18 protein-coding genes are annotated in these 18,370 nt (G+C 42.7%); 10 read left to right on the forward strand and 8 right to left on the reverse strand.

Features of this window, described 5'->3' with window-relative positions:
* The first annotated feature begins 26 nt into the window (after window positions 1-26).
* The 7 genes from MRK00_14270 to MRK00_14300 all read left to right on the forward strand — a co-directional run bounded on the left by MRK00_14270 (window position 27) and on the right by MRK00_14300 (window position 8,369).
* Window positions 27-443, forward strand: coding sequence for an RDD family protein (locus tag MRK00_14270; protein MDR4518531.1), 417 nt, complete (start codon window positions 27-29; stop codon window positions 441-443).
* 347 nt (window positions 444-790) lie between these two features.
* Window positions 791-1,729 carry a GGDEF domain-containing protein gene (locus tag MRK00_14275; protein ID MDR4518532.1) on the forward strand — a complete coding sequence of 313 codons (939 nt, stop codon included), beginning with the start codon at window positions 791-793 and terminating at the stop codon, window positions 1,727-1,729.
* Window positions 1,730-1,886: 157 nt separating this feature from the next.
* The gene (locus MRK00_14280; GenBank protein MDR4518533.1) at window positions 1,887-4,187 is read left to right on the forward strand and encodes a DNA translocase FtsK 4TM domain-containing protein; all 2,301 of its coding nucleotides are present in this window, start codon (window positions 1,887-1,889) and stop codon (window positions 4,185-4,187) included.
* Window positions 4,188-4,250: 63 nt separating this feature from the next.
* The gene (gene lolA / locus MRK00_14285) at window positions 4,251-4,895 is read left to right on the forward strand and encodes an outer membrane lipoprotein chaperone LolA (protein ID MDR4518534.1); all 645 of its coding nucleotides are present in this window, start codon (window positions 4,251-4,253) and stop codon (window positions 4,893-4,895) included.
* A complete protein-coding gene (locus MRK00_14290; GenBank protein ID MDR4518535.1) occupies window positions 4,879-6,210 on the forward strand; it encodes a replication-associated recombination protein A in 1,332 nt (443 codons plus the stop codon). The genes lolA and MRK00_14290 overlap by 17 nt, the downstream gene beginning before the upstream one ends.
* A 91-nt stretch (window positions 6,211-6,301) precedes the next feature.
* Entirely contained in the window at window positions 6,302-7,618 is a 1,317-nt protein-coding gene (serS, locus tag MRK00_14295) for a serine--tRNA ligase (GenBank protein ID MDR4518536.1), read from the forward strand.
* Window positions 7,619-7,658: 40 nt separating this feature from the next.
* A complete protein-coding gene (locus MRK00_14300; GenBank protein ID MDR4518537.1) occupies window positions 7,659-8,369 on the forward strand; it encodes a hypothetical protein in 711 nt (236 codons plus the stop codon).
* A gap of 4 nt (window positions 8,370-8,373) precedes the next feature.
* Here MRK00_14300 and MRK00_14305 read toward each other — a convergent pair whose 3' ends face one another.
* Window positions 8,374-9,255, reverse strand: a complete 882-nt coding sequence (locus MRK00_14305; protein ID MDR4518538.1) for a recombination-associated protein RdgC — start codon at window positions 9,253-9,255, stop codon at window positions 8,374-8,376.
* A 160-nt stretch (window positions 9,256-9,415) separates the two neighbouring features.
* On the opposite strand from MRK00_14305, the gene MRK00_14310 reads away from it, so the two are divergent.
* Window positions 9,416-9,781 (forward strand): DUF2007 domain-containing protein, encoded by a 366-nt coding sequence (locus MRK00_14310; protein ID MDR4518539.1) that lies wholly within the window; start codon window positions 9,416-9,418, stop codon window positions 9,779-9,781.
* A gap of 127 nt (window positions 9,782-9,908) precedes the next feature.
* Here MRK00_14310 and MRK00_14315 read toward each other — a convergent pair whose 3' ends face one another.
* From MRK00_14315 to MRK00_14325, 3 genes are read right to left on the reverse strand one after another with little or no spacing between them, the layout of a single operon-like run.
* Window positions 9,909-10,688 (reverse strand): putative DNA-binding domain-containing protein, encoded by a 780-nt coding sequence (locus tag MRK00_14315; GenBank protein MDR4518540.1) that lies wholly within the window; start codon window positions 10,686-10,688, stop codon window positions 9,909-9,911.
* Entirely contained in the window at window positions 10,666-11,529 is an 864-nt protein-coding gene (locus MRK00_14320; GenBank protein ID MDR4518541.1) for a DUF692 domain-containing protein, read from the reverse strand. Before MRK00_14320 ends, MRK00_14315 begins: the two co-directional genes overlap by 23 nt.
* Window positions 11,530-11,550: 21 nt before the next feature.
* Window positions 11,551-11,904 (reverse strand): hypothetical protein, encoded by a 354-nt coding sequence (locus tag MRK00_14325; GenBank protein ID MDR4518542.1) that lies wholly within the window; start codon window positions 11,902-11,904, stop codon window positions 11,551-11,553.
* A 574-nt stretch (window positions 11,905-12,478) separates the two neighbouring features.
* Between MRK00_14325 and MRK00_14330 the strand changes: the two genes are divergently transcribed.
* Window positions 12,479-13,207: a hypothetical protein gene (locus MRK00_14330; GenBank protein MDR4518543.1), complete on the forward strand. Its 729-nt coding sequence runs from the start codon at window positions 12,479-12,481 to the stop codon at window positions 13,205-13,207.
* Here the strand turns inward: MRK00_14330 and MRK00_14335 are convergent.
* Window positions 13,195-13,524 carry a hypothetical protein gene (locus MRK00_14335; protein ID MDR4518544.1) on the reverse strand — a complete coding sequence of 110 codons (330 nt, stop codon included), beginning with the start codon at window positions 13,522-13,524 and terminating at the stop codon, window positions 13,195-13,197. The genes MRK00_14330 and MRK00_14335 overlap by 13 nt on opposite strands.
* Before the next feature lie 96 nt (window positions 13,525-13,620).
* The gene (locus MRK00_14340) at window positions 13,621-13,815 is read right to left on the reverse strand and encodes a hypothetical protein (GenBank protein ID MDR4518545.1); all 195 of its coding nucleotides are present in this window, start codon (window positions 13,813-13,815) and stop codon (window positions 13,621-13,623) included.
* 209 nt (window positions 13,816-14,024) lie between these two features.
* On the opposite strand from MRK00_14340, the gene murJ reads away from it, so the two are divergent.
* Window positions 14,025-15,575 carry a murein biosynthesis integral membrane protein MurJ gene (murJ, locus tag MRK00_14345; protein MDR4518546.1) on the forward strand — a complete coding sequence of 517 codons (1,551 nt, stop codon included), beginning with the start codon at window positions 14,025-14,027 and terminating at the stop codon, window positions 15,573-15,575.
* 3 nt (window positions 15,576-15,578) lie between these two features.
* On the opposite strand, the gene folE2 is transcribed toward murJ, so the two are convergent.
* The gene (folE2, locus tag MRK00_14350; GenBank protein MDR4518547.1) at window positions 15,579-16,394 is read right to left on the reverse strand and encodes a GTP cyclohydrolase FolE2; all 816 of its coding nucleotides are present in this window, start codon (window positions 16,392-16,394) and stop codon (window positions 15,579-15,581) included.
* Between the two features lie 104 nt (window positions 16,395-16,498).
* On the reverse strand, window positions 16,499-18,343 hold the full coding sequence (dxs, locus tag MRK00_14355) for a 1-deoxy-D-xylulose-5-phosphate synthase (GenBank protein ID MDR4518548.1): 1,845 nt from the start codon (window positions 18,341-18,343) through the stop codon (window positions 16,499-16,501).
* Window positions 18,344-18,370: the final 27 nt, after the last annotated feature.

The following is an 18,370-nucleotide window of genomic DNA, read 5'->3' on the forward strand; positions in this document are numbered from 1 at the left end:
CATTCACCTAAATTAAAATAATTACCATGACAGTCTCTTATCCCAGTTTCTGGCGACGATTCGTCAGTCTGATTTATGAATTTCTAATTTTGTTAGCTGTTATTTTTATTGCGAGTTTTATTTTTCATATCGTTTTCCGCGATACAACTGCCTTTTACTTTATCCCACTCTATCAATTTTATTTACTCGTTATCATGGGTTACTACTTTATCTGGTTCTGGACGCATGGGGGACAGACCTTGGCGATGCAAACCTGGAAAATACGTGTAGTTACTGTAGATGGCAAAATACTTAATAGACGAAAAGCGATTACGCGTTACCTGATTGCAGTACTTGGCATATCATTCTTCGGCGTCGGCATTTTATGGGCATTTCTTGATCGTGATCATCAGTATCTTCATGATCGATTAGCGGGCACACAAATTATCAAAATTGAAAGCTGATTATCTTAATATCACTATACTTACACAACCCTGCGCATTTAAATTCGACTGGATTGTCATACCGTAAACACACCAAACCTGGCTTTTACACCATTAAATCATTTACTCATTCAATAAAAAAACGACTAATTAATTTCCTTCATCCCTTTTAATAAGTTTATAACTCTCGACATTATAACAAGAAATAAACTATTTTTAGACCAATATGCTAGAATTGTTTTTTAGATAAGACTTGTCACAATAAAAGTATTTTCTAAACTTAAAATTACAAAAAAGTAAAACAATGACGTAAGTATGTATAACTAGTATTTCACAATAAATACCTGACAAGAGGGGATGTTAGCGTTATGCGTTCATTTATTTTTCCTAAACTTACCCATTTTAAATTACCTGAAACTGAGTATGGTAATTATGTTTACTGGTTGTTTTTCCTGACCGCTTCGGCAGCGATTTTTTTGTTCGATCTTTATACACCACTGGGTGTGGCTGCAGGAACACCATATGCACTCATCGTTTTTGCAAGTTTATGGTTTAAAAGTAATTGGAGTACTTATATCGCAACAGTCAGCGGAATATCACTCACGTTAATTGGCTTTTTTATGGCGCCAGGAATCGCCGCTCCTTTAGAAGTAGTACTGACAAACCGCATTTTAGCGCTGATAGTTATAACAATAACCGCGTACATGGTACTCAAAATAAAGAAAGTCAATCATGAACTGTTCGAATTGATGGCCGACACCTATATTGATCCGTTAACACAATGCAAAAACAACCGGGCGTTTGAGGAAGAAACAAAAGTTGAAATAAAACGAAGCAAACGATATAAAAGAAACTTGTCGCTGGCCATTTTTGACACTACAAATACAAGTCAACTCAACACGTTTGAGAAGTCGAATACGCATATCAGCGATCAACAGATCAAAATTATCGCTGATGAAATCAGGAAATCCATAAGAAGCTCAGATCAACTATACCGAATTGACCTTTACCGGTTCGCAGTGTTGTATGCTGAAACAGATATTCAAAAAGCCAAGGAAGCAAGTGATGCATTATGCAAGAAAGTTTCCATTATGAGTTCGCAAAGTCCCCAAAAAGAATTGAGCATTAGCGCAGGAATTACCATGCTAGATACTGAGGACAGCTTACGAAAGCTATTTAAACGCGCAGAAAACGCATTGCTAATCGCTCAAAAAAATGGATACAATCAAATAGCAACGTTACCAGAAACAACACGTACTGATAAAACATCTGTACCTGCTATCTTATGTCGACCGAGATCAAGTTAATTTTCAAATAATAAAAAACATAAAAATCGGTGAAATAAGAGTGTCATAAAGCCAAGAATGCGTTGTCAGCCCTGCGCCAACAACGCATTCTTGGCCGTTTTCTTATATAATTCAAATCTCATACGATCAAATAAAGCCATAATGCTTTGAAATATCCATGAGTTTGATTAATAAATCGATAGCCAACAAATCGAATGGCCGCACGTTGTCACCGCGCGTATCCAGACTACTACGTGAATCCGGATGGTTAATTCTTGTTGGCGCAGCGTTTTACCTGATTTTAATATTTTACAGTTATGATCGCGGCGATCCTGCCTGGTCTCATAGCGGAGATTCTGATCATATCCGGAATGCAGGTGGACATATTGGCGCATGGCTTGCTGATCTGTTGTTATCTCTTTTTGGTGTATCGGCATGGTGGTGGATTGCTTTTTTTCTTGCCGCGGTCTCCTGGAGCTACCGGCGCATTGATGTAGCAGGTATTTTCGATCGTCATTCGATAATACTGTCAGTTGGTGGTTTTTTTGTATTGCTGTTAGCCAGCAGCGGACTTGAATCATTACGCTTTTATTCGCTAAATGTCTCTTTGCCTTTTCAACCAGGCGGTTTAATTGGAGAAGGCATCGGTCATTATTTATCCCAGTTGCTTGGATTCACGGGTGCAACAATGACACTTCTGATCCTGGCTGCCATCGGCTTTAGTCAATTTACAGGATTATCATGGGTGCGCTTTGTCGAAAAAATCGGCGAGGTTATCGAAAATAATTTTCTATGGATTCATGAACGCTTGATTGACAGCCGAAATACGCATACGGAATCGACAGACAGCAAATATGAAACTGATGAAACCATCACCTTCGAAAAAAGACCAACGCTTACAGATACACCGATTCATATAGAACCACCAGCAGCTACTATCACCAAATCAGAACGTGTTTCAAAAGACAGGCAAAAAACCCTATCTCCGAATTTGTCAGCATCATCCCTGCCCCCATTGCACTTGCTTGATGAACCCGATAAAGATATTGAAGTTTTATCCAATGACATACTTGAATCGGAATCACGTTTGATTGAGCGCAAGCTCAAAGAATTCGGTGTTGTTGTCAAGGTCGTCGCAGCTTTTCCCGGGCCGGTCATTACACGTTATGAAATTGAACCGGCAATTGGCGTCAAGGGTAATCAAATCATCAATCTGATTAAAGACCTTGCGCGTGCACTGTCTGTTGCACGTATCCGTGTCGTTGAAACAATACCTGGGAAAACAACGATGGGATTGGAAATTCCAAATCCAAAAAGACAGGTTGTTCGTCTTGTCGAGATTCTCAATTCACAGCCTTACGCTGAGACAGCATCGCCACTAACCATAGCATTAGGCAAGGATATCAGTGGACGCCCAATCGTTTCAGATCTTGCAAAAATGCCGCATGCACTGGTTGCGGGCACCACAGGATCTGGAAAATCCGTTGCCATTAATGCCATAATATTAAGTTTGGTGTATAAAAGCACGCCCGAACAGGTACGTCTGATTCTGGTCGATCCTAAAATGCTGGAGTTATCCGTATATGAAGGCATACCTCACCTTTTGACGCCTGTTGTTACCGATATGAGCGAGGCAGCTAACGCGCTACGCTGGTCAGTGATGGAAATGGAACGTCGTTACAAGCTGATGTCATCATTGGGTGTACGCAACCTGAATGGCTTTAATCAGAAAGTCCGTGAAGCGGCCAAAAAAGAAGAACCACTGTACAACCCATTGTTAGCAAATGAAACGCCCGAGCAACTTGAAGAATTACCGCTGATTGTCGTAGTCATTGACGAACTGGCTGATTTAATGATGGTTGCAGGAAAAAAGGTTGAACACCTGATCGCCAGACTTGCGCAAAAAGCGCGGGCAGCCGGGATTCATTTATTATTGGCAACCCAACGCCCATCTGTGGACGTAATTACCGGACTGATCAAAGCAAACATTCCAACTCGGATCGCCTTTCAGGTATCCAGCAAAATCGATTCCCGTACTATTCTAGATCAAATGGGTGCTGAAACGTTGCTGGGTCAAGGGGATATGCTCTACTTGCCGCCTGGCAGTGGTTATCCACAGCGCATTCACGGCGCCTATGTTGCAGACCACGAAGTTCATCATGTTGTTGAATATCTTAAGGAACATGGCGAACCGTGTTATGTTGAGGAAATACTGAGCACTGCTGAAGAAGACAGCGCTGGAGATTTCCAGAATGAATCCAAAAAACAGGCAAGCGCAGACAGTGATCCGTTATATGACGAGGCAGTTCAAATTGTCATCAAGACCCGTCGCGCATCCATTTCTTTAGTACAAAGAAACCTGCGTATTGGCTATAATCGGGCTGCACGGTTAATTGAAGAAATGGAGCGCGCCGGCTTGGTATCCTCCATGCAAAGCAACGGTAACCGCGAAGTTCTGGTTCCGGCACGCAGCGAATAGACCGGTTTTTTCATTACGTTTCCCCTGTCTTTGCAAATACTTTTCTGATTTAGAAATGGAATTATGAACCTCACAATCAACCGTATTGTTTTTTTCATTAATGCATATCTGTTTGTTTTACTGCTCATGATGCCTGCGCTTGCATGGTCATCTGCTATCGAGAATCTCAAAACCTTTATCCAGGAAACACAAACAGTACGTGCAAATTTTACTCAAACACTGCTCGACAAAAACGCCCGGAACATTCAAAAATCAAAGGGTACTTTAGAATTTGAGCGTCCGGACAAGTTTCGCTGGATATACCTGGAACCCTATGAACAGTCCATTGTCGGCGACGGCAAGCAAGTCTGGTTTTATGATCACGACCTGAATCAGGTAACTATCCGTCAGTTTAACATTGCTATTGGCAGCAGTCCTGCAGCGCTACTGGCTGGCAACGATACAATTGAGGATAACTTTGAATTGACCAATCTTGGCTTGCAGGATGAAATCGAATGGATGGAAGCCATTCCAAAGAGCAAAGACAGCGCATTTGAATTTATACAACTGGGGTTCTCACTCAAAGGCGACTTACAATATATGGCGTTAAGAGATAATTTTGGCCAAACCACATATTTGACTTTTTCTGATTTAACAAAAAATCCCAGCCTAACCGAAGGTTTTTTTAAATTCCAGCCACCAGATGGCGCAGATATCATCAGTGAGTGATTTCTTTACCCACCCAAAATCCAAATCACCGCTGGCAGAGCAGTTGCGTCCGAAGACACTGGAGGACATTGTCGGGCAACAACACTTGCTAGGAAGCGGAAAATCCTTGCGACTGGCTATTGAGTCGGGCAAGCCGCATTCCATGATTCTATGGGGGCCACCGGGGACCGGCAAAACAACGTTGGCGCAGATTATGGCGGGTGTTTTCAATGCTGAGTTTATAGCGCTATCCGCTGTACTATCGGGTATCAAGGATATTCGCAGTGCAATTGAAAAGGCCCAACTTGTCTTGCAGCAAAATGGTCGCCATACCATACTTTTCGTGGATGAAGTGCATCGCTTTAACAAATCGCAGCAAGATGCTTTTTTACCGCATGTCGAACAAGGCTTATTCACATTTATTGGCGCGACCACCGAAAATCCATCATTTGAAGTCAACAGCGCATTACTATCGCGCGCCCAGGTTTACACATTAACCGTATTAACGGATGATGATTTAAATCAGATATTTATCCGCGCACTGAAAAAAATACCAAAGCCGGTGACATTTACTGATACTGCACGCCAGATAATCGTTGCATTTGCTGATGGCGATGCGCGGCGCATGCTCAATATGATTGAGCAGATAATTACAGTGGCTGACACGCAAAACTTGATTGAAATTGATGTCGACAATGTACAAAATGTATTATCGCGTAATACCCGCATTTTTGATAAAGGGGGTGATGCGTTTTATGATCAGATTTCTGCGTTACACAAATCAGTTCGTGGCTCATCACCGGATGCTGCGCTTTATTGGTTGTGCCGCATGCTGGACAGTGGTGCAGACCCATTGTATCTTGGACGCCGCTTGGTGCGTATGGCAACAGAAGATATCGGCATAGCAGATCCGCGTGCTTTGCAAATCACGTTGAATGCGTGCGAAACTTATGAAAGACTGGGCAGTCCCGAGGGTGAATTGTCTTTAGCGCAAGCTGCTGTGTATTTATCCTGTGCGCCTAAAAGCAATGCAGTTTATCTGGCCTATAAGAAAGCACGTACGTTTATCGCAAAAGATAAATCCAGATCAGTTCCTTTACATTTACGCAATGCACCCACTCAACTGATGAAAAAAATAGGGTTTGGTCGCGATTATCATTATGCCCATGATTATCCGGAAAGCTATGTCGCAGGAGAAAATTATTTTCCGGATGACATGCCCGATGTCCAGTTTTATCAGCCAACTCACAACGGATTAGAGAGTAAAATTCGGGAAAAACTCGATTATTTGCGTAGCCAGGACCAGAAAGCCAGAAAACAAAAACTGTCCAAATAGAAAAACAAACGGACTGATATAAGACATTCAATCATCCATACACAAAATTTACAATAAAATATATATAGATAACACATTACGCGGAGTTTTCATGCTAGATATCCAATTATTACGGACCGACCTGAACCATGTCGCTCGAAAACTGATCACTAGAAATTATCATTTTCCAGTTGACCGGTTCAATCAATTGGAAACTGATCGCAAAACCATTCAAACACAAACCCAGGACCTGCAAGCCCGGCGCAATGCCGCTTCAAAACAAATTGGCCAGGCTAAAAAAGAGGGAAAAGATGCTTCTAGTATCCTTGCTGAAGTCGCCCAACTCGGTGATGAACTCAAACAATCCGAGCTCAAGCTGGAACAAATCCAATCCGAATTGCAAAAAATATTGCTTGATGTCCCAAATCTTCCGCATGACAGCGTGCCCGAAGGTGCTGGAGAAGACAATAATCAGGAAATTCGGCGCTGGGGGAAAATTCGTTCATTTGAGTTTGAAGTAAAAGACCATGTCAGTATTGGAGAAGGATTAAAACTACTGGATTTTGAAACAGCGGCGAAACTCAGCGGTGCACGCTTTACCCTGATGAAAGGTGATCTGGCCCGCCTGCATCGTGCTTTAGCACAATTCATGCTGGACACGCATACACAGGAACACGGTTATATTGAAGCCTATACGCCCTATCTGGTCAACCATGATTGCCTTCAGGGTACTGGCCAATTGCCCAAGTTTGAAGAAGATCTTTTTGTCGTTAATGCCGGGGGAAGAATTGCTACAGACGATAATAAGGGACCCGGCTATTATCTGATTCCAACAGCGGAAGTGTCGCTTACAAATATCGTCCGCGATGAAATTATCGCGCTTAATTCGCTGCCGTTGAAGTTTGTCGCCCATACGCCCTGCTTTCGCTCAGAAGCCGGCAGCTACGGCAAGGATACACGCGGTTTGATTCGTCAGCATCAATTTGACAAAGTCGAGTTGATACACATAGTTCAGCCTGATGAATCGTATGCAGCGCTGGAGGAACTGATTGGTAATGCCGAAAAAATCCTGAAAAAACTGGAATTGCCTTACCGGGTCATGGCATTGTGTACCGGAGATATGGGTTTTTCTGCTGCAAAAACCTATGATATTGAAGTCTGGCTACCTGCACAAAATACCTTCAGGGAAATTTCCTCTTGCAGTAACTGCGAGTCATTCCAAGCCAGACGCATGCAGGCACGTTTCCGAAATGAAAAAAACAAGCCAGAATTGCTACATACTCTAAATGGTTCCGGCCTGGCTGTTGGCAGAACACTGGTTGCCATACTTGAGAACTATCAGAATATTGACGGCAGTGTAACGATTCCCGAAATACTGCGACCTTATATGAATGGTCTTGACCAATTGAGGATTGCAGGAGGACAATGAAAGCAGAGTAATATTATTTTATAAATGACAGGATACAACCATGCAAACTAAAAACAGTGAAGAATACAATAACAGTACGAGTAAGGGTATAGACAACGATCTTAGCAAACTGGAGCGAGACATACATGATGCACTCGTAAACGGTGTCAATATTCAGGAAACCGTTCATAATTTGACGCTGAAAACAATTAATGCAGACCGTCTTGATATCGACTCCATTCGCCGCATTGTGACCGCAGTAGCCAATGGCGTTCATGAAGGTGCGCAACAACAATTCCTAACAGCTTCCAATCAAACACAAGCCGCAAAATCACAAATTACGGATGCAGTTTCCGGACTGGATTCAGCACTGGCTAGAGTTGCCGAAGCTTCAAAGCTGGCTGTTCAGGAAGCTTCCGGGCGTGCACAGAAGTTCTCGGACAAAGAGCTGGTTCGCACCCGTTCGGATCTTGAAAGCCTTGAGAGTTTATTCCTGGACACGCTGCAGAATACAGCCTCGGCAGCCAAAGGCGTAATATCAGAAATACTGCAGGACGTTACGAATCATGCAAAAAATAATGGTACCATTGTCGGCGCACAGTTAAAGGAAACACTTGGCATTTTTGCCCAGCAAGCTGCATCTGTTAGTCATGCACAACTCGAAGCCGGTGCGCATCTCACACAGGCAACGGCAGGTTTTATCCATAAAATTGCTACGGGAGTTTTGTCTGGTATTAAAGACCATACGCAAGGCTCACACGGCAAAAAATAAACCGTTATTCCGGCGAATTCTCACCGCCCAAAGCATGAATCAGATCAGGCAAAAACTGGCTTAGTTCGCCCGTCATAAGTGCGAAATCGCCATCAAATAAATCTGCTGCATCTGTTGCATCAGCCGATTCCTTGATGACATCCAGCGGCGCTATACGCCTGATCTGAAAATTGTCATGCAACACAAAAGATATTTTGTTCGCCCAGGTCATTGCCAGACGTGTTACTTTTTTGCCCGCCTTGATATGCCGGACTGTTTCATCAGGGTCCAGCAGATGATGCGTATAACGAACTGTGGTTTTTTCATTGTCCATACCTTGCAGTTCACAGTCGCGATCTATTGTAAAAACAGCAGGCGGTTCATCACCGGACAACCAGCGTGTCATAACAGCAGAGGATGAAATATTGGTTGTCAGTGGCACCAGCCTGATACCACTCACTGTTTTTATCAGTAGCTCTATCACCGCTTCAGCCCGTTTCAGGTTGGCGGTATCAATGACAAGTATCCCATCGCTTAAATTGACCCAGGCATAAGTAATATGCCGTTGAGCAAATGCACGCGGCATCAGATCGATCAACACAGCTTCCTTGATGTCTCTGACTTGTTCTTTCCCTGCTTTGTACCCCTGATGCTGCTCCATTGTTTCAATCCGGCTTTTGGCATATTGGTTCACTACGGCTGTCGGCAATATTTTTTTCTCAACACCATATGCAACCAATACATGCTGACCACAGACATGCACGAATTGATCGCTATCATCTTTCGGTTTAACCCAACCACAGCTTTGCATTTCCATTTGCAGACAGTTTTGCAATTCATTATTGGACAATGCTTCATCAAGCTGCAATGGATCCATTTCTCCGCTGGTTATTCTATAAGTCAGCAAGTTTTTAAACCACATATTTTTTAAATGAATTAATTTAGGCTACCTTCCCGGATACAGTCTTCGGTAGCATGAAATGTTATAAAATAACGTCATGGGATTTCATGCGTATACTTCGTTTTTGCATTATGAACACAAACGATTACGGCACAATAAAAATGACATGAAAAAAATCTATTCTGCAAACAATCTTATGGAAGCACAAATTGTGCTTGATATGCTGGAACATGCACTTATTCCAGCGCAATTATTCAACCAGCATGCTCAGGGTGGCACGGGAGATATCCCTTTTACACATGCTTACCCCGAAGTTTGGATCATTCGCGATACGGATTATGAACGTGGCCGTAAAATTGTTCAACAGTATGAGGCCATCCCGCAGCCCAGCACCATAGTCCATTGTCCCGCATGCGGCGAAGAAAATCCGTCAAATTTTCAATTATGCTGGCAATGTGGGAACGGACTAGAATCCGCAAAAGCAAATGCCTCCACAACAACATCTTTATCGTATAAAAATGATCAAAAATAAAGCATCTCACGGTGCACTCGGATTGCGGCATTTGCGTGTTGTTTTTGAAAAGCAATCAGGAATCGACACATAGACATCCCAATAAAAAATCGCCTATCAAAATCCTTTCAGATGATTCTCGGTATAATCAGGCACGCGTACCCAACAAGATGCCTCTATGAATGAAGTCATTCAAGATATCAGCTCCACCATTAATGACGGTATCAGGCTGAGGATGACTCAGTTCAACAGCAATTTGCGACAGTAGTGTTTCGCCATTCTGGTTCTCATTATCGATCACAAGTTGCATCAAACGCGCAGTTACAGGATTTGCTTCAATAAAATGGATTTCATCGCATTTATCACGATAAACAATCAAATGCGTTGTTTCGATATCAGGTGTTTGTGGTTGAAATTCCACGCTGATTTTATGAACCGGAAAACGATAGTTTAGCAACCAGGCCGCTGGTGATACAATAGGAATTCCTTTCAGTACATCGCCCTGAATACTAAATTCCTGTTGATCTGGCTTTTCATCGAGTATCGATAGCGCGAGCTCCACCCACTCATAGTGCGCAAGTTCCAACAAAAAAGCTGGATCTTCCGGTTCAAAACAACGTTCATGCTCAAGATATTTTAGAAATTCACGCGGCATTTCCGGAAACAGCGGCGTGTGTGATCGATGACGTGCAAAATAGTCGCGTATCAGGCCATGCCAGCGTTCATCTGGCAGAATACTCCGCAATACCGGATAGGTATTGGCCATAAAACCTTCGACATTATTGTAAAACAGCTCGCAATAGACTTTCATACGGCGTGCTTCAATATCTTTAGGGCGAGGGTTTTGCTCTGGATTACGGATGTGCGCGGCAAATGCATATTGCTGGCGCACAAAATCAGGCCGCTCAGCCGTGTTGTATGTATTCATGCCGGGTATGATGATGCCGCCATTTCGACTGCAAATCCTGAATATGATTTACTTCCAATACCAGTTGCTGCAATGTAGGAATATTAAAGTCCCTCTCCAGCAATGTTGGAATCACACCAAACCGTTGGTAGGTTTTTTCAAGCAAAGACCAGACCGGATCGATGACGTCGGCGCCATGCGTATCTATGATCAAATCTTCGGCTTCATTGTAATGCCCCGCGATATGAATGTAACGTACACGCTGAGCGGGAATTTGCCGCAAAAAAGCCTCGGCATCATAACAGTGATTGACGCTGTTTACATAAATATTATTTACATCAAGCAACAAATCACAATCCGCTTCTGCCAGCACTGCATTCAGAAAATCAATTTCTGACATGTGTTGACCCGGAGCAGCATAATAAGAGACGTTTTCCATGGCAATACGTTGCCCGAGAACATCCTGCACATGTTTAATGCGGCCAGCAACATAATGAACGGCTTCTGCAGTAAATGGAATAGGCAGCAAATCATAAAGATGACCATCATCACTGCAATAGCTCAAATGTTCACTGTAACAACGAATCTGATGTGTTTTCAAGAAGCGTTTAAGTCGCTGCAAAAACGCTTCATCCAGTGGCGATGGCCCACCTATGGATAACGACAACCCATGACAGATGAATGGATACTGTTCGGTAAAGGTGCGCAATTTCTTGCCATAAAAACCACCTACACCAATCCAGTTTTCTGGCGCAATCTCCCAAAAATCAATGGTATCCACCGGTTGGTCTGCAACTGCACGAACCAATGCGCGTCGCAGACCAAGTCCGGCGCCATGAACAGGGTAATTTAAATTGTTCATGAATGTGTGTTGAAGAAAAAATTACTTACTGCCGCCGCACTTACCTTCGCCGCATTTGCCTTCTTCTTCTGCTTTTTTACCGCCACACTTGCCTTCCATATTTTTTTTCATGTCACTGCCGCATTTGCCTTCACCGCATTTGCCTTCTTTTTCAGCTTTTTTACCGCCACACTTGCCTTCACCGCATTTGCCTTCTTTTTCTGACTTTTCAGCACCGCCACCATAGGCAAGTTGCATATAACCACCGGATAATTCATTCATGGCAAATGGATTTGTATTTGAATTACTTTCCGCTGATGCATTGCCAGCGGTCAGTGTCGCTACAAAAACTGTTCCAACAGCAAGTGATATAGGTTTTAATGTTTTTTTTGACATTATTTTCTCCATAACAAATTAAAAGAATACTTTAGTCGACAATAAATGCGGGCTATTACAAAATGTTATAATTTTTTGTCCAGTTCCCGCCAAATAATTACTACATTTAGAATGCAACGCAGTTGCAGGATACCATGGTAACGCCCTGCCGGTGAGCTTGTCTGTATCCATGAAAGAACTACTATCTCCAGCAAGGCACGCCTTGACATATACACTGACAAGTTTACTGCATCAGGTAATATCACATGGATAGAATACTGGCTTATCAGTATTAACGCCATGAATAAATGATCTTAACAGAACAATCAATCACTCTGAATTTTATTTAGAAGTACAACATTACATAAACTTGCTTTTTTTGCAAGCAGCTCTCTGTTACACTCAGCCCTTAAAAAAACACAATTAGAAATATTTATATTTGGTTTTAGACAGATTTAGAATAATAATAAAGCCGCCTCCGTACTATACGCTATAATTTATAGCCCTAATAACAAGACCTGTACTAAAACCTAGAAATAACAGACCATTTTACTAATACAAAAATTATAAAAGCCAGATTTTTGAGGAGCAATGAATGTTTGATAAACGCAATCAGTTAGTTTTTTATGCCAACATACTGATTATTGTATTTGGTGTCACTTTAATACTGTTTAGTGACTTCATGTTGGTAGGCGCATTATTTATTGCCGGCGCGGCCTTATTGATATACGAGCAAATTCAACAAAACAAGGGTGCTTTCAGTATTTCCGGTGTGGAAAAAACACTCACTGTCAAAGATACATGTGGCACCAAAGCCACGTTGGTGCAAAAACAAAATACTGCAGCCTGCCACACGAAAAATACCGTTTACTGGTTTAAAAATATCAGTCACGCCGGCTCAATGGGTAATTTCAGTATTAATGGACAATTCCCTACCGAACAGACCAAGGATAACAATAACAATTATCTGGTTTGTATGGTATTGCCAAAAAATCCTAATGCAACCAGCGGAATAGATACAACTCTGTCATATGATTATACCAATGCGTTTGGCCACAATGAAGGTGTGCTTTCGCATGTCATAAACGATGTAACTGATCAGTTAAAACTTGTTGTTCAATTACCGCAGGGTCGGCCGATTTCTTCAGCAAGTGCCTATTGCATTCAAGATGGGATTAAAGAAGCGCTGTTGCCGCCTGTCATTACCGGAGAAACCAGAATAGAAACCGAAATCAAGGAACCGAAATTAGGTGCCGAATATTGTCTGCAATGGGTCTGGCCAGAAGCCAATATTATTCGCAAGATCACATGTTATCTCAAGTAACATAATCTCTTGAGGAAAATTGCATCTTCTGTAATTTTCCTCAAGGTTTCCGATTTGAAAGTTTTTATCAATTTCTTTCTGAAGATTCTTTTTGCTTCACCCGAATAAGGAGTTTTTCCGGGTGTCTGCAAATCTATATCCTGCGTTAATACAAATTCGAGTCCGATCAAATCACTGCTCTGATCTTTACCAGGTGTTTTTCCACCCTGCAAATGTTTCAACGGTTTCCACAATCCAAGCGTAATAACGCCAGAACTAATCCCAGAACTGGACAGCCTAGCCAGCCAGGTTCCAGGCAAAAACCAGAGCTGCATCATTAAACCGATGCCAGTGCGCTCAGCCCAGCAAACAACAACACACCAGTCGCCATGCAGGAGAATATTATCTCGGTGATCAGTATGGCAAATCTGGGTTTAATGTACGTGCATAAGCAACACGGTCAAAAAAGGTATCAACATATCCAGACCCGTTTCCATTGTTTTATTATACTTACCGAATTGTTCAACGATATCGACTGTGTTCTGTGGTGCAAAAATGACTGCACCTTTGATCAGAATTATTGTTAAGATTGCCAGTACAACCCAGAAACTAAAAATAACATTCAACATCGGTTCTACATATTCCTAAAATAACTCCTCGTATTGCTGAATTTTCTATTTGTAAAAACTTTCTACAGGATAAATTTGCGTTTATCGTATAAATTTAGCAATCATTAGCGGGAAAACCTTAAAATGCCTACTTTTTGTCTTAATCAGAATGACAAAAAACTTAAATTTACTCAAAATATTAATCATTAATTTTCGATAATCCAACGACTTTGAATCTTCTGCGCGCACTCGCTGCTGTCAGCAGCATGACTTTTATTTCCCGCATTCTCGGTTTTATACGTGATGTCATTATTGCGCGTATTTTTGGTGCGGGTATGGCAACTGATGCCTTTTTTGTGGCTTTTCGTATTCCCAATCTTTTACGGCGCTTGTTTGCCGAAGGAGCCTTCTCCCAAGCCTTCGTTCCCATTCTGGCCGAATATAAAAACACGCGTTCTGCAGAAGAGACAAAACAACTGGTTGATCATATCGCCACATTGTTAAGCCTCGTTCTGTTCGTTGTAACACTGATTGGTATCGTCGCTGCGCCTTTGATAATTTATGCAAGCGCGCCTGGATTCTCAGCTGATTCAGAGAAATTCAATTTAACCGTTGAGCTATTGCAGATCACATTTCCATACATTTTTTTTATTTCACTGGTTTCACTGGCTGGCGGAATATTAAATACATACGGAAAATTTTATGTGCCGGCATTGACACCCGCACTGTTAAATATATCGTTTATTGCATGCGCATTTTGGCTCACGCCATATATGGATCCCCCTGTCAAGGCATTGGCATGGGCCGTATTTTTTGGCGGCGTATTGCAGCTCTGCTTTCAGTTTCCTTATCTGTTACGGCTGAAACTCATGCCGCGAATACGCTTTAAAACACATGATCAAGGTGCATGGCGCGTTCTCAAATTAATGGGACCGGCTGTATTTGGCGTATCCGTTGGCCAAATCAGTATGCTGATTAATACAATTTTTGCTTCCCTGCTGATAACCGGAAGTGTTTCCTGGCTTTACTACGCAGATCGTCTGATGGAGTTTCCTGCAGGTCTTTTAGGTGTAGCTTTGGGAACAGTTTTATTGCCCTCTTTAGCTAAACACTATAGCAACCACAGTACGGAAGCATATTCACGACTTTTAGATTGGGGGTTGCGCCTGACAATATTGCTGACCTTGCCCGCTGCGCTTGCATTGGCTTTATTATCAACGCCATTGATAGCCACACTTTTTCATTATGGCGCGTTCACAGATCATGATGTTTTCATGACTCGCGACGCACTCATAGCCTATAGCCTGGGTCTAATCGGCCTTATTCTGGTTAAGGTATTGGCACCGGGTTTTTACGCCCGTCAAAATATCAAAACCCCGGTAAAAATAGCCATTATTACCTTGGTTGCTACTCAATTAATGAATCTGGCATTCATCATACCGCTCAAACATGCCGGACTGGCGCTAGCGATTGGACTCGGTGCTTGTCTTAATGCAGGCTTGCTGTATTACAAACTGCGCAGTCATGATATTTATCAGCCGCAGCCGGGTTGGCGTGTATTTATTCTGAAAATTTTGGCTGCTTTGTTCGTCATGGGAACTGTTTTGTGGGTTTTCTCAGGTACAGACGCATCATGGCTTGCCGATACGGCGGCAGTACGCGCCAGCCGATTAAGCGTAATTATTCTAATCGGCGCAAGCAGTTATTTCGCCACACTCTGGGTGTTCGGTTTCCGACTTAGGGACTTTTCCAAACAGCAGTTTGATGAGAAACCGAAGTGACGCCTATCGCACTAGATTAACGGTCTTTTTGTTATGTTCAATCAACGCATACGCTGAATGATTGTGAATCGATTCAAAATTTTCTGATTCAACGACATAAGCGTCAATCCGGTTATCATTGTTCAATGTATCTGCAATATCTCTAACGATATCCTCGACAAATTTCGGATTGTCATAAGCTTTCTCCGTCACATATTTCTCATCCGGACGTTTGAGTAACCCATAAAGCTCGCAAGAAGCATTATTTTCAGCAATTTTGATGATATCCTCAATCCAGACAAAGCTGTTAGTTTGTGCAGCTATGGTGACGTGTGAACGTTGATTATGTGCGCCATAATCGGATATTTTCTTTGAGCATGGGCACAAGCTTGTTATCGGCACAACAACTTTGATGGTGAACACATACTCGCCGTTTTTGATCTCGCCGATAAATGTTGCCTCATAATCCAGCAAGCTTTTTACGCCGGAAACTGGCGCAGCTTTATTAATAAAGTATGGAAATGTCATTTCAATATGACCGGAATCACTTTCCAGTTTTTCCACCATTTCCTGCAATATGGTTTTGAACGATTCCACTGAAATTTCACGTTCGTGGCTATTGAGAATTTCGACGAATCGGGACATATGCGTCCCTTTGAATTTATGCGGCAAATTGACGTACATGTTGAACATCGCCACGGTGTGCTGTATGCCGTCATCTTTATCTGCAACGACAACTGGATGACGAATCGCTTTAATGCCTACCCGGTCAATCGCAATACGGCGCGTATCATGTGTACTTTGCACATCAGCGATGGGCAAATCTATTTCTTTATTCATTTCATATCCCATCAAACGAGATTGTATAAGTTATTTTGACAATAAGTTAAACAAATTATCAGCTGTAATTTGTTTGACTGTCTGGCATAATCGTGATTGAGTAATCAGGATAAGTATTCCCGCACAGATTGAACAATGCCTGCTTTGTTTAATCCACAGTCAGTTAACATTTGCGCATGATCGCCCTGATCTAGATAGGTATCGGGCAAGCCAAGCAGCAGGATTTTGACATTGATCTTTTGTTTGCTCAGAGATTCCATTACAGCACTGCCGGCGCCACCCATCACCGTATTCTCTTCAACAGTGACTAATAGATCGTGATTAGCGGCCAAAGTTGCAACTAATGCATCATCTAGCGGTTTAACAAAACGCATATCAGCCACTGAGGCATTTAATTCATTTGCTGCAGCCATGCACGGTGTCAACATACTGCCAAAAGCAAGGAAGGCAATCTTCTCTCCATCACGCCGAACAACACCGCGGCCAACTGGCAGTTCGGTCATTTCTGCTTGAATTTCTGCGCCTGAGCCGCTTCCACGCGGATATCTGACCGCAGTTGGCGTATCCAGTTTAAATGCGGTGTAAAGCATTTGCCGGCATTCATTTTCATCCGACGGTGTCATCACAGTCATATTGGGAATGCAACGTAAATACGACAAATCGAAGCTCCCGGCATGGGTTGGCCCATCCGCCCCTACTAATCCTGCGCGATCAATTGCAAACAGCACTGGCAAATTCTGAAGATCAACGTCATGAATCAGCTGATCATAGGCGCGTTGCAAAAAAGTTGAATATATTGCAACGACGGGTTTTAATCCATTACATGCGGCTCCCGCAGCAAATGTTACGGCATGCTGCTCAGCAATACCGACATCAAAATAGCGGTCGGGATATTCTTGGGAAAATTTCACCAAGCCAGAACCTTCACGCATTGCCGGTGTGATACCAATTAAACGTGAGTCCTTGGCGGCCATGTCACACAACCAATTACCAAATACTTGTGTATAGGTCAGTTTGCTCGATGGTTTGGAGGTAATGCCTTCCTGCGGATCGAATTGGCTTACACCGTGATACAAAATCGGATCTTCTTCGGCAACCTGATAACCAGCCCCTTTACGGGTTACGACATGAAGAAACTGCGGTCCTTCCAGATTCTTGATGTTCTTTAGCGTTGTCACCAGGACTTTGATATCATGCCCATCTATGGGGCCGATATAATTAAAACCGAACTCTTCAAACAGCGTGCCTTCCGGAGTTACCATCCCTTTCATATGTTCTTCCGCACGCTTGGCCAGTTCCAGCATTGGTGGTACAACACCCAGCATTTTCTCACCTGCTCGGCGCGCAGTTGCGTAAAAACGACCAGACATAAGCTTTGCGAGATAATTATTGAGCGCGCCAACCGGTCTGGAAATTGACATATCGTTATCATTCAGGATAACCAATAAGTTGGCATCCATAACACCCGCATTATTCAATGCCTCAAACGCCATGCCTGCACTCATCGCGCCGTCCCCAATAATGGCCACTGCACGTCGATCATCCCGTTTTAATTGACTTGCTACCGCCATTCCAAGTGCAGCGCTAATGGAGGTACTCGAATGAGCCGTACCGAACGCATCATATTCACTCTCTTCTCTTTTGGGAAATCCGGATATTCCGCCATGCATGCGCAGTTTCTTCATCGCATCACGTCTGCCCGTCAGTATTTTATGCGCATATGTCTGATGACCGACATCCCAGACCAGCTGATCACGCGGAGTGTTAAATACATAATGCAAGGCTATTGTTAATTCAACAGTGCCAAGATTTGAGGATAAATGGCCACCCGTTTTTGAAACGGATTCAATTAAAAAATTGCGTAACTCTTTTGCGAATTCTGGCAAGTCTTTAACATCCAATTTACGTAATTGGGCGGGTGAGCTAATACTATCTAACAATGGATACATTCAAGGCTTGGGTTTATTATCAATATA

Source organism: Nitrosomonas sp. (assembly GCA_031316255.1).
Taxonomy (GTDB): Bacteria; Pseudomonadota; Gammaproteobacteria; order Burkholderiales; family Nitrosomonadaceae; genus Nitrosomonas.

What these genes read in the sequence shown, in the direction of transcription:
- MRK00_14270 (MDR4518531.1), top strand. Translation starts at nt 27, where the DNA reads ATGACAGTCTCTTATCCCAGTTTCTGGCGACGATTCGTCAGTCTGATT.
- MRK00_14275 (MDR4518532.1), top strand. Translation starts at nt 791, where the DNA reads ATGCGTTCATTTATTTTTCCTAAACTTACCCATTTTAAATTACCTGAA.
- MRK00_14280 (MDR4518533.1), top strand. Translation starts at nt 1,887, where the DNA reads ATGAGTTTGATTAATAAATCGATAGCCAACAAATCGAATGGCCGCACG.
- lolA (MDR4518534.1), top strand. Translation starts at nt 4,251, where the DNA reads ATGAACCTCACAATCAACCGTATTGTTTTTTTCATTAATGCATATCTG.
- serS (MDR4518536.1), top strand. Translation starts at nt 6,302, where the DNA reads ATGCTAGATATCCAATTATTACGGACCGACCTGAACCATGTCGCTCGA.
- MRK00_14300 (MDR4518537.1), top strand. Translation starts at nt 7,659, where the DNA reads ATGCAAACTAAAAACAGTGAAGAATACAATAACAGTACGAGTAAGGGT.
- MRK00_14310 (MDR4518539.1), top strand. Translation starts at nt 9,416, where the DNA reads ATGAAAAAAATCTATTCTGCAAACAATCTTATGGAAGCACAAATTGTG.
- MRK00_14315 (MDR4518540.1), bottom strand. Translation starts at nt 10,688, where the DNA reads ATGAATACATACAACACGGCTGAGCGGCCTGATTTTGTGCGCCAGCAA.
- MRK00_14320 (MDR4518541.1), bottom strand. Translation starts at nt 11,529, where the DNA reads ATGAACAATTTAAATTACCCTGTTCATGGCGCCGGACTTGGTCTGCGA.
- MRK00_14325 (MDR4518542.1), bottom strand. Translation starts at nt 11,904, where the DNA reads ATGTCAAAAAAAACATTAAAACCTATATCACTTGCTGTTGGAACAGTT.
- MRK00_14330 (MDR4518543.1), top strand. Translation starts at nt 12,479, where the DNA reads ATGTTTGATAAACGCAATCAGTTAGTTTTTTATGCCAACATACTGATT.
- MRK00_14335 (MDR4518544.1), bottom strand. Translation starts at nt 13,524, where the DNA reads ATGATGCAGCTCTGGTTTTTGCCTGGAACCTGGCTGGCTAGGCTGTCC.
- MRK00_14340 (MDR4518545.1), bottom strand. Translation starts at nt 13,815, where the DNA reads ATGTTGAATGTTATTTTTAGTTTCTGGGTTGTACTGGCAATCTTAACA.
- folE2 (MDR4518547.1), bottom strand. Translation starts at nt 16,394, where the DNA reads ATGAATAAAGAAATAGATTTGCCCATCGCTGATGTGCAAAGTACACAT.
- dxs (MDR4518548.1), bottom strand. Translation starts at nt 18,343, where the DNA reads ATGTATCCATTGTTAGATAGTATTAGCTCACCCGCCCAATTACGTAAA.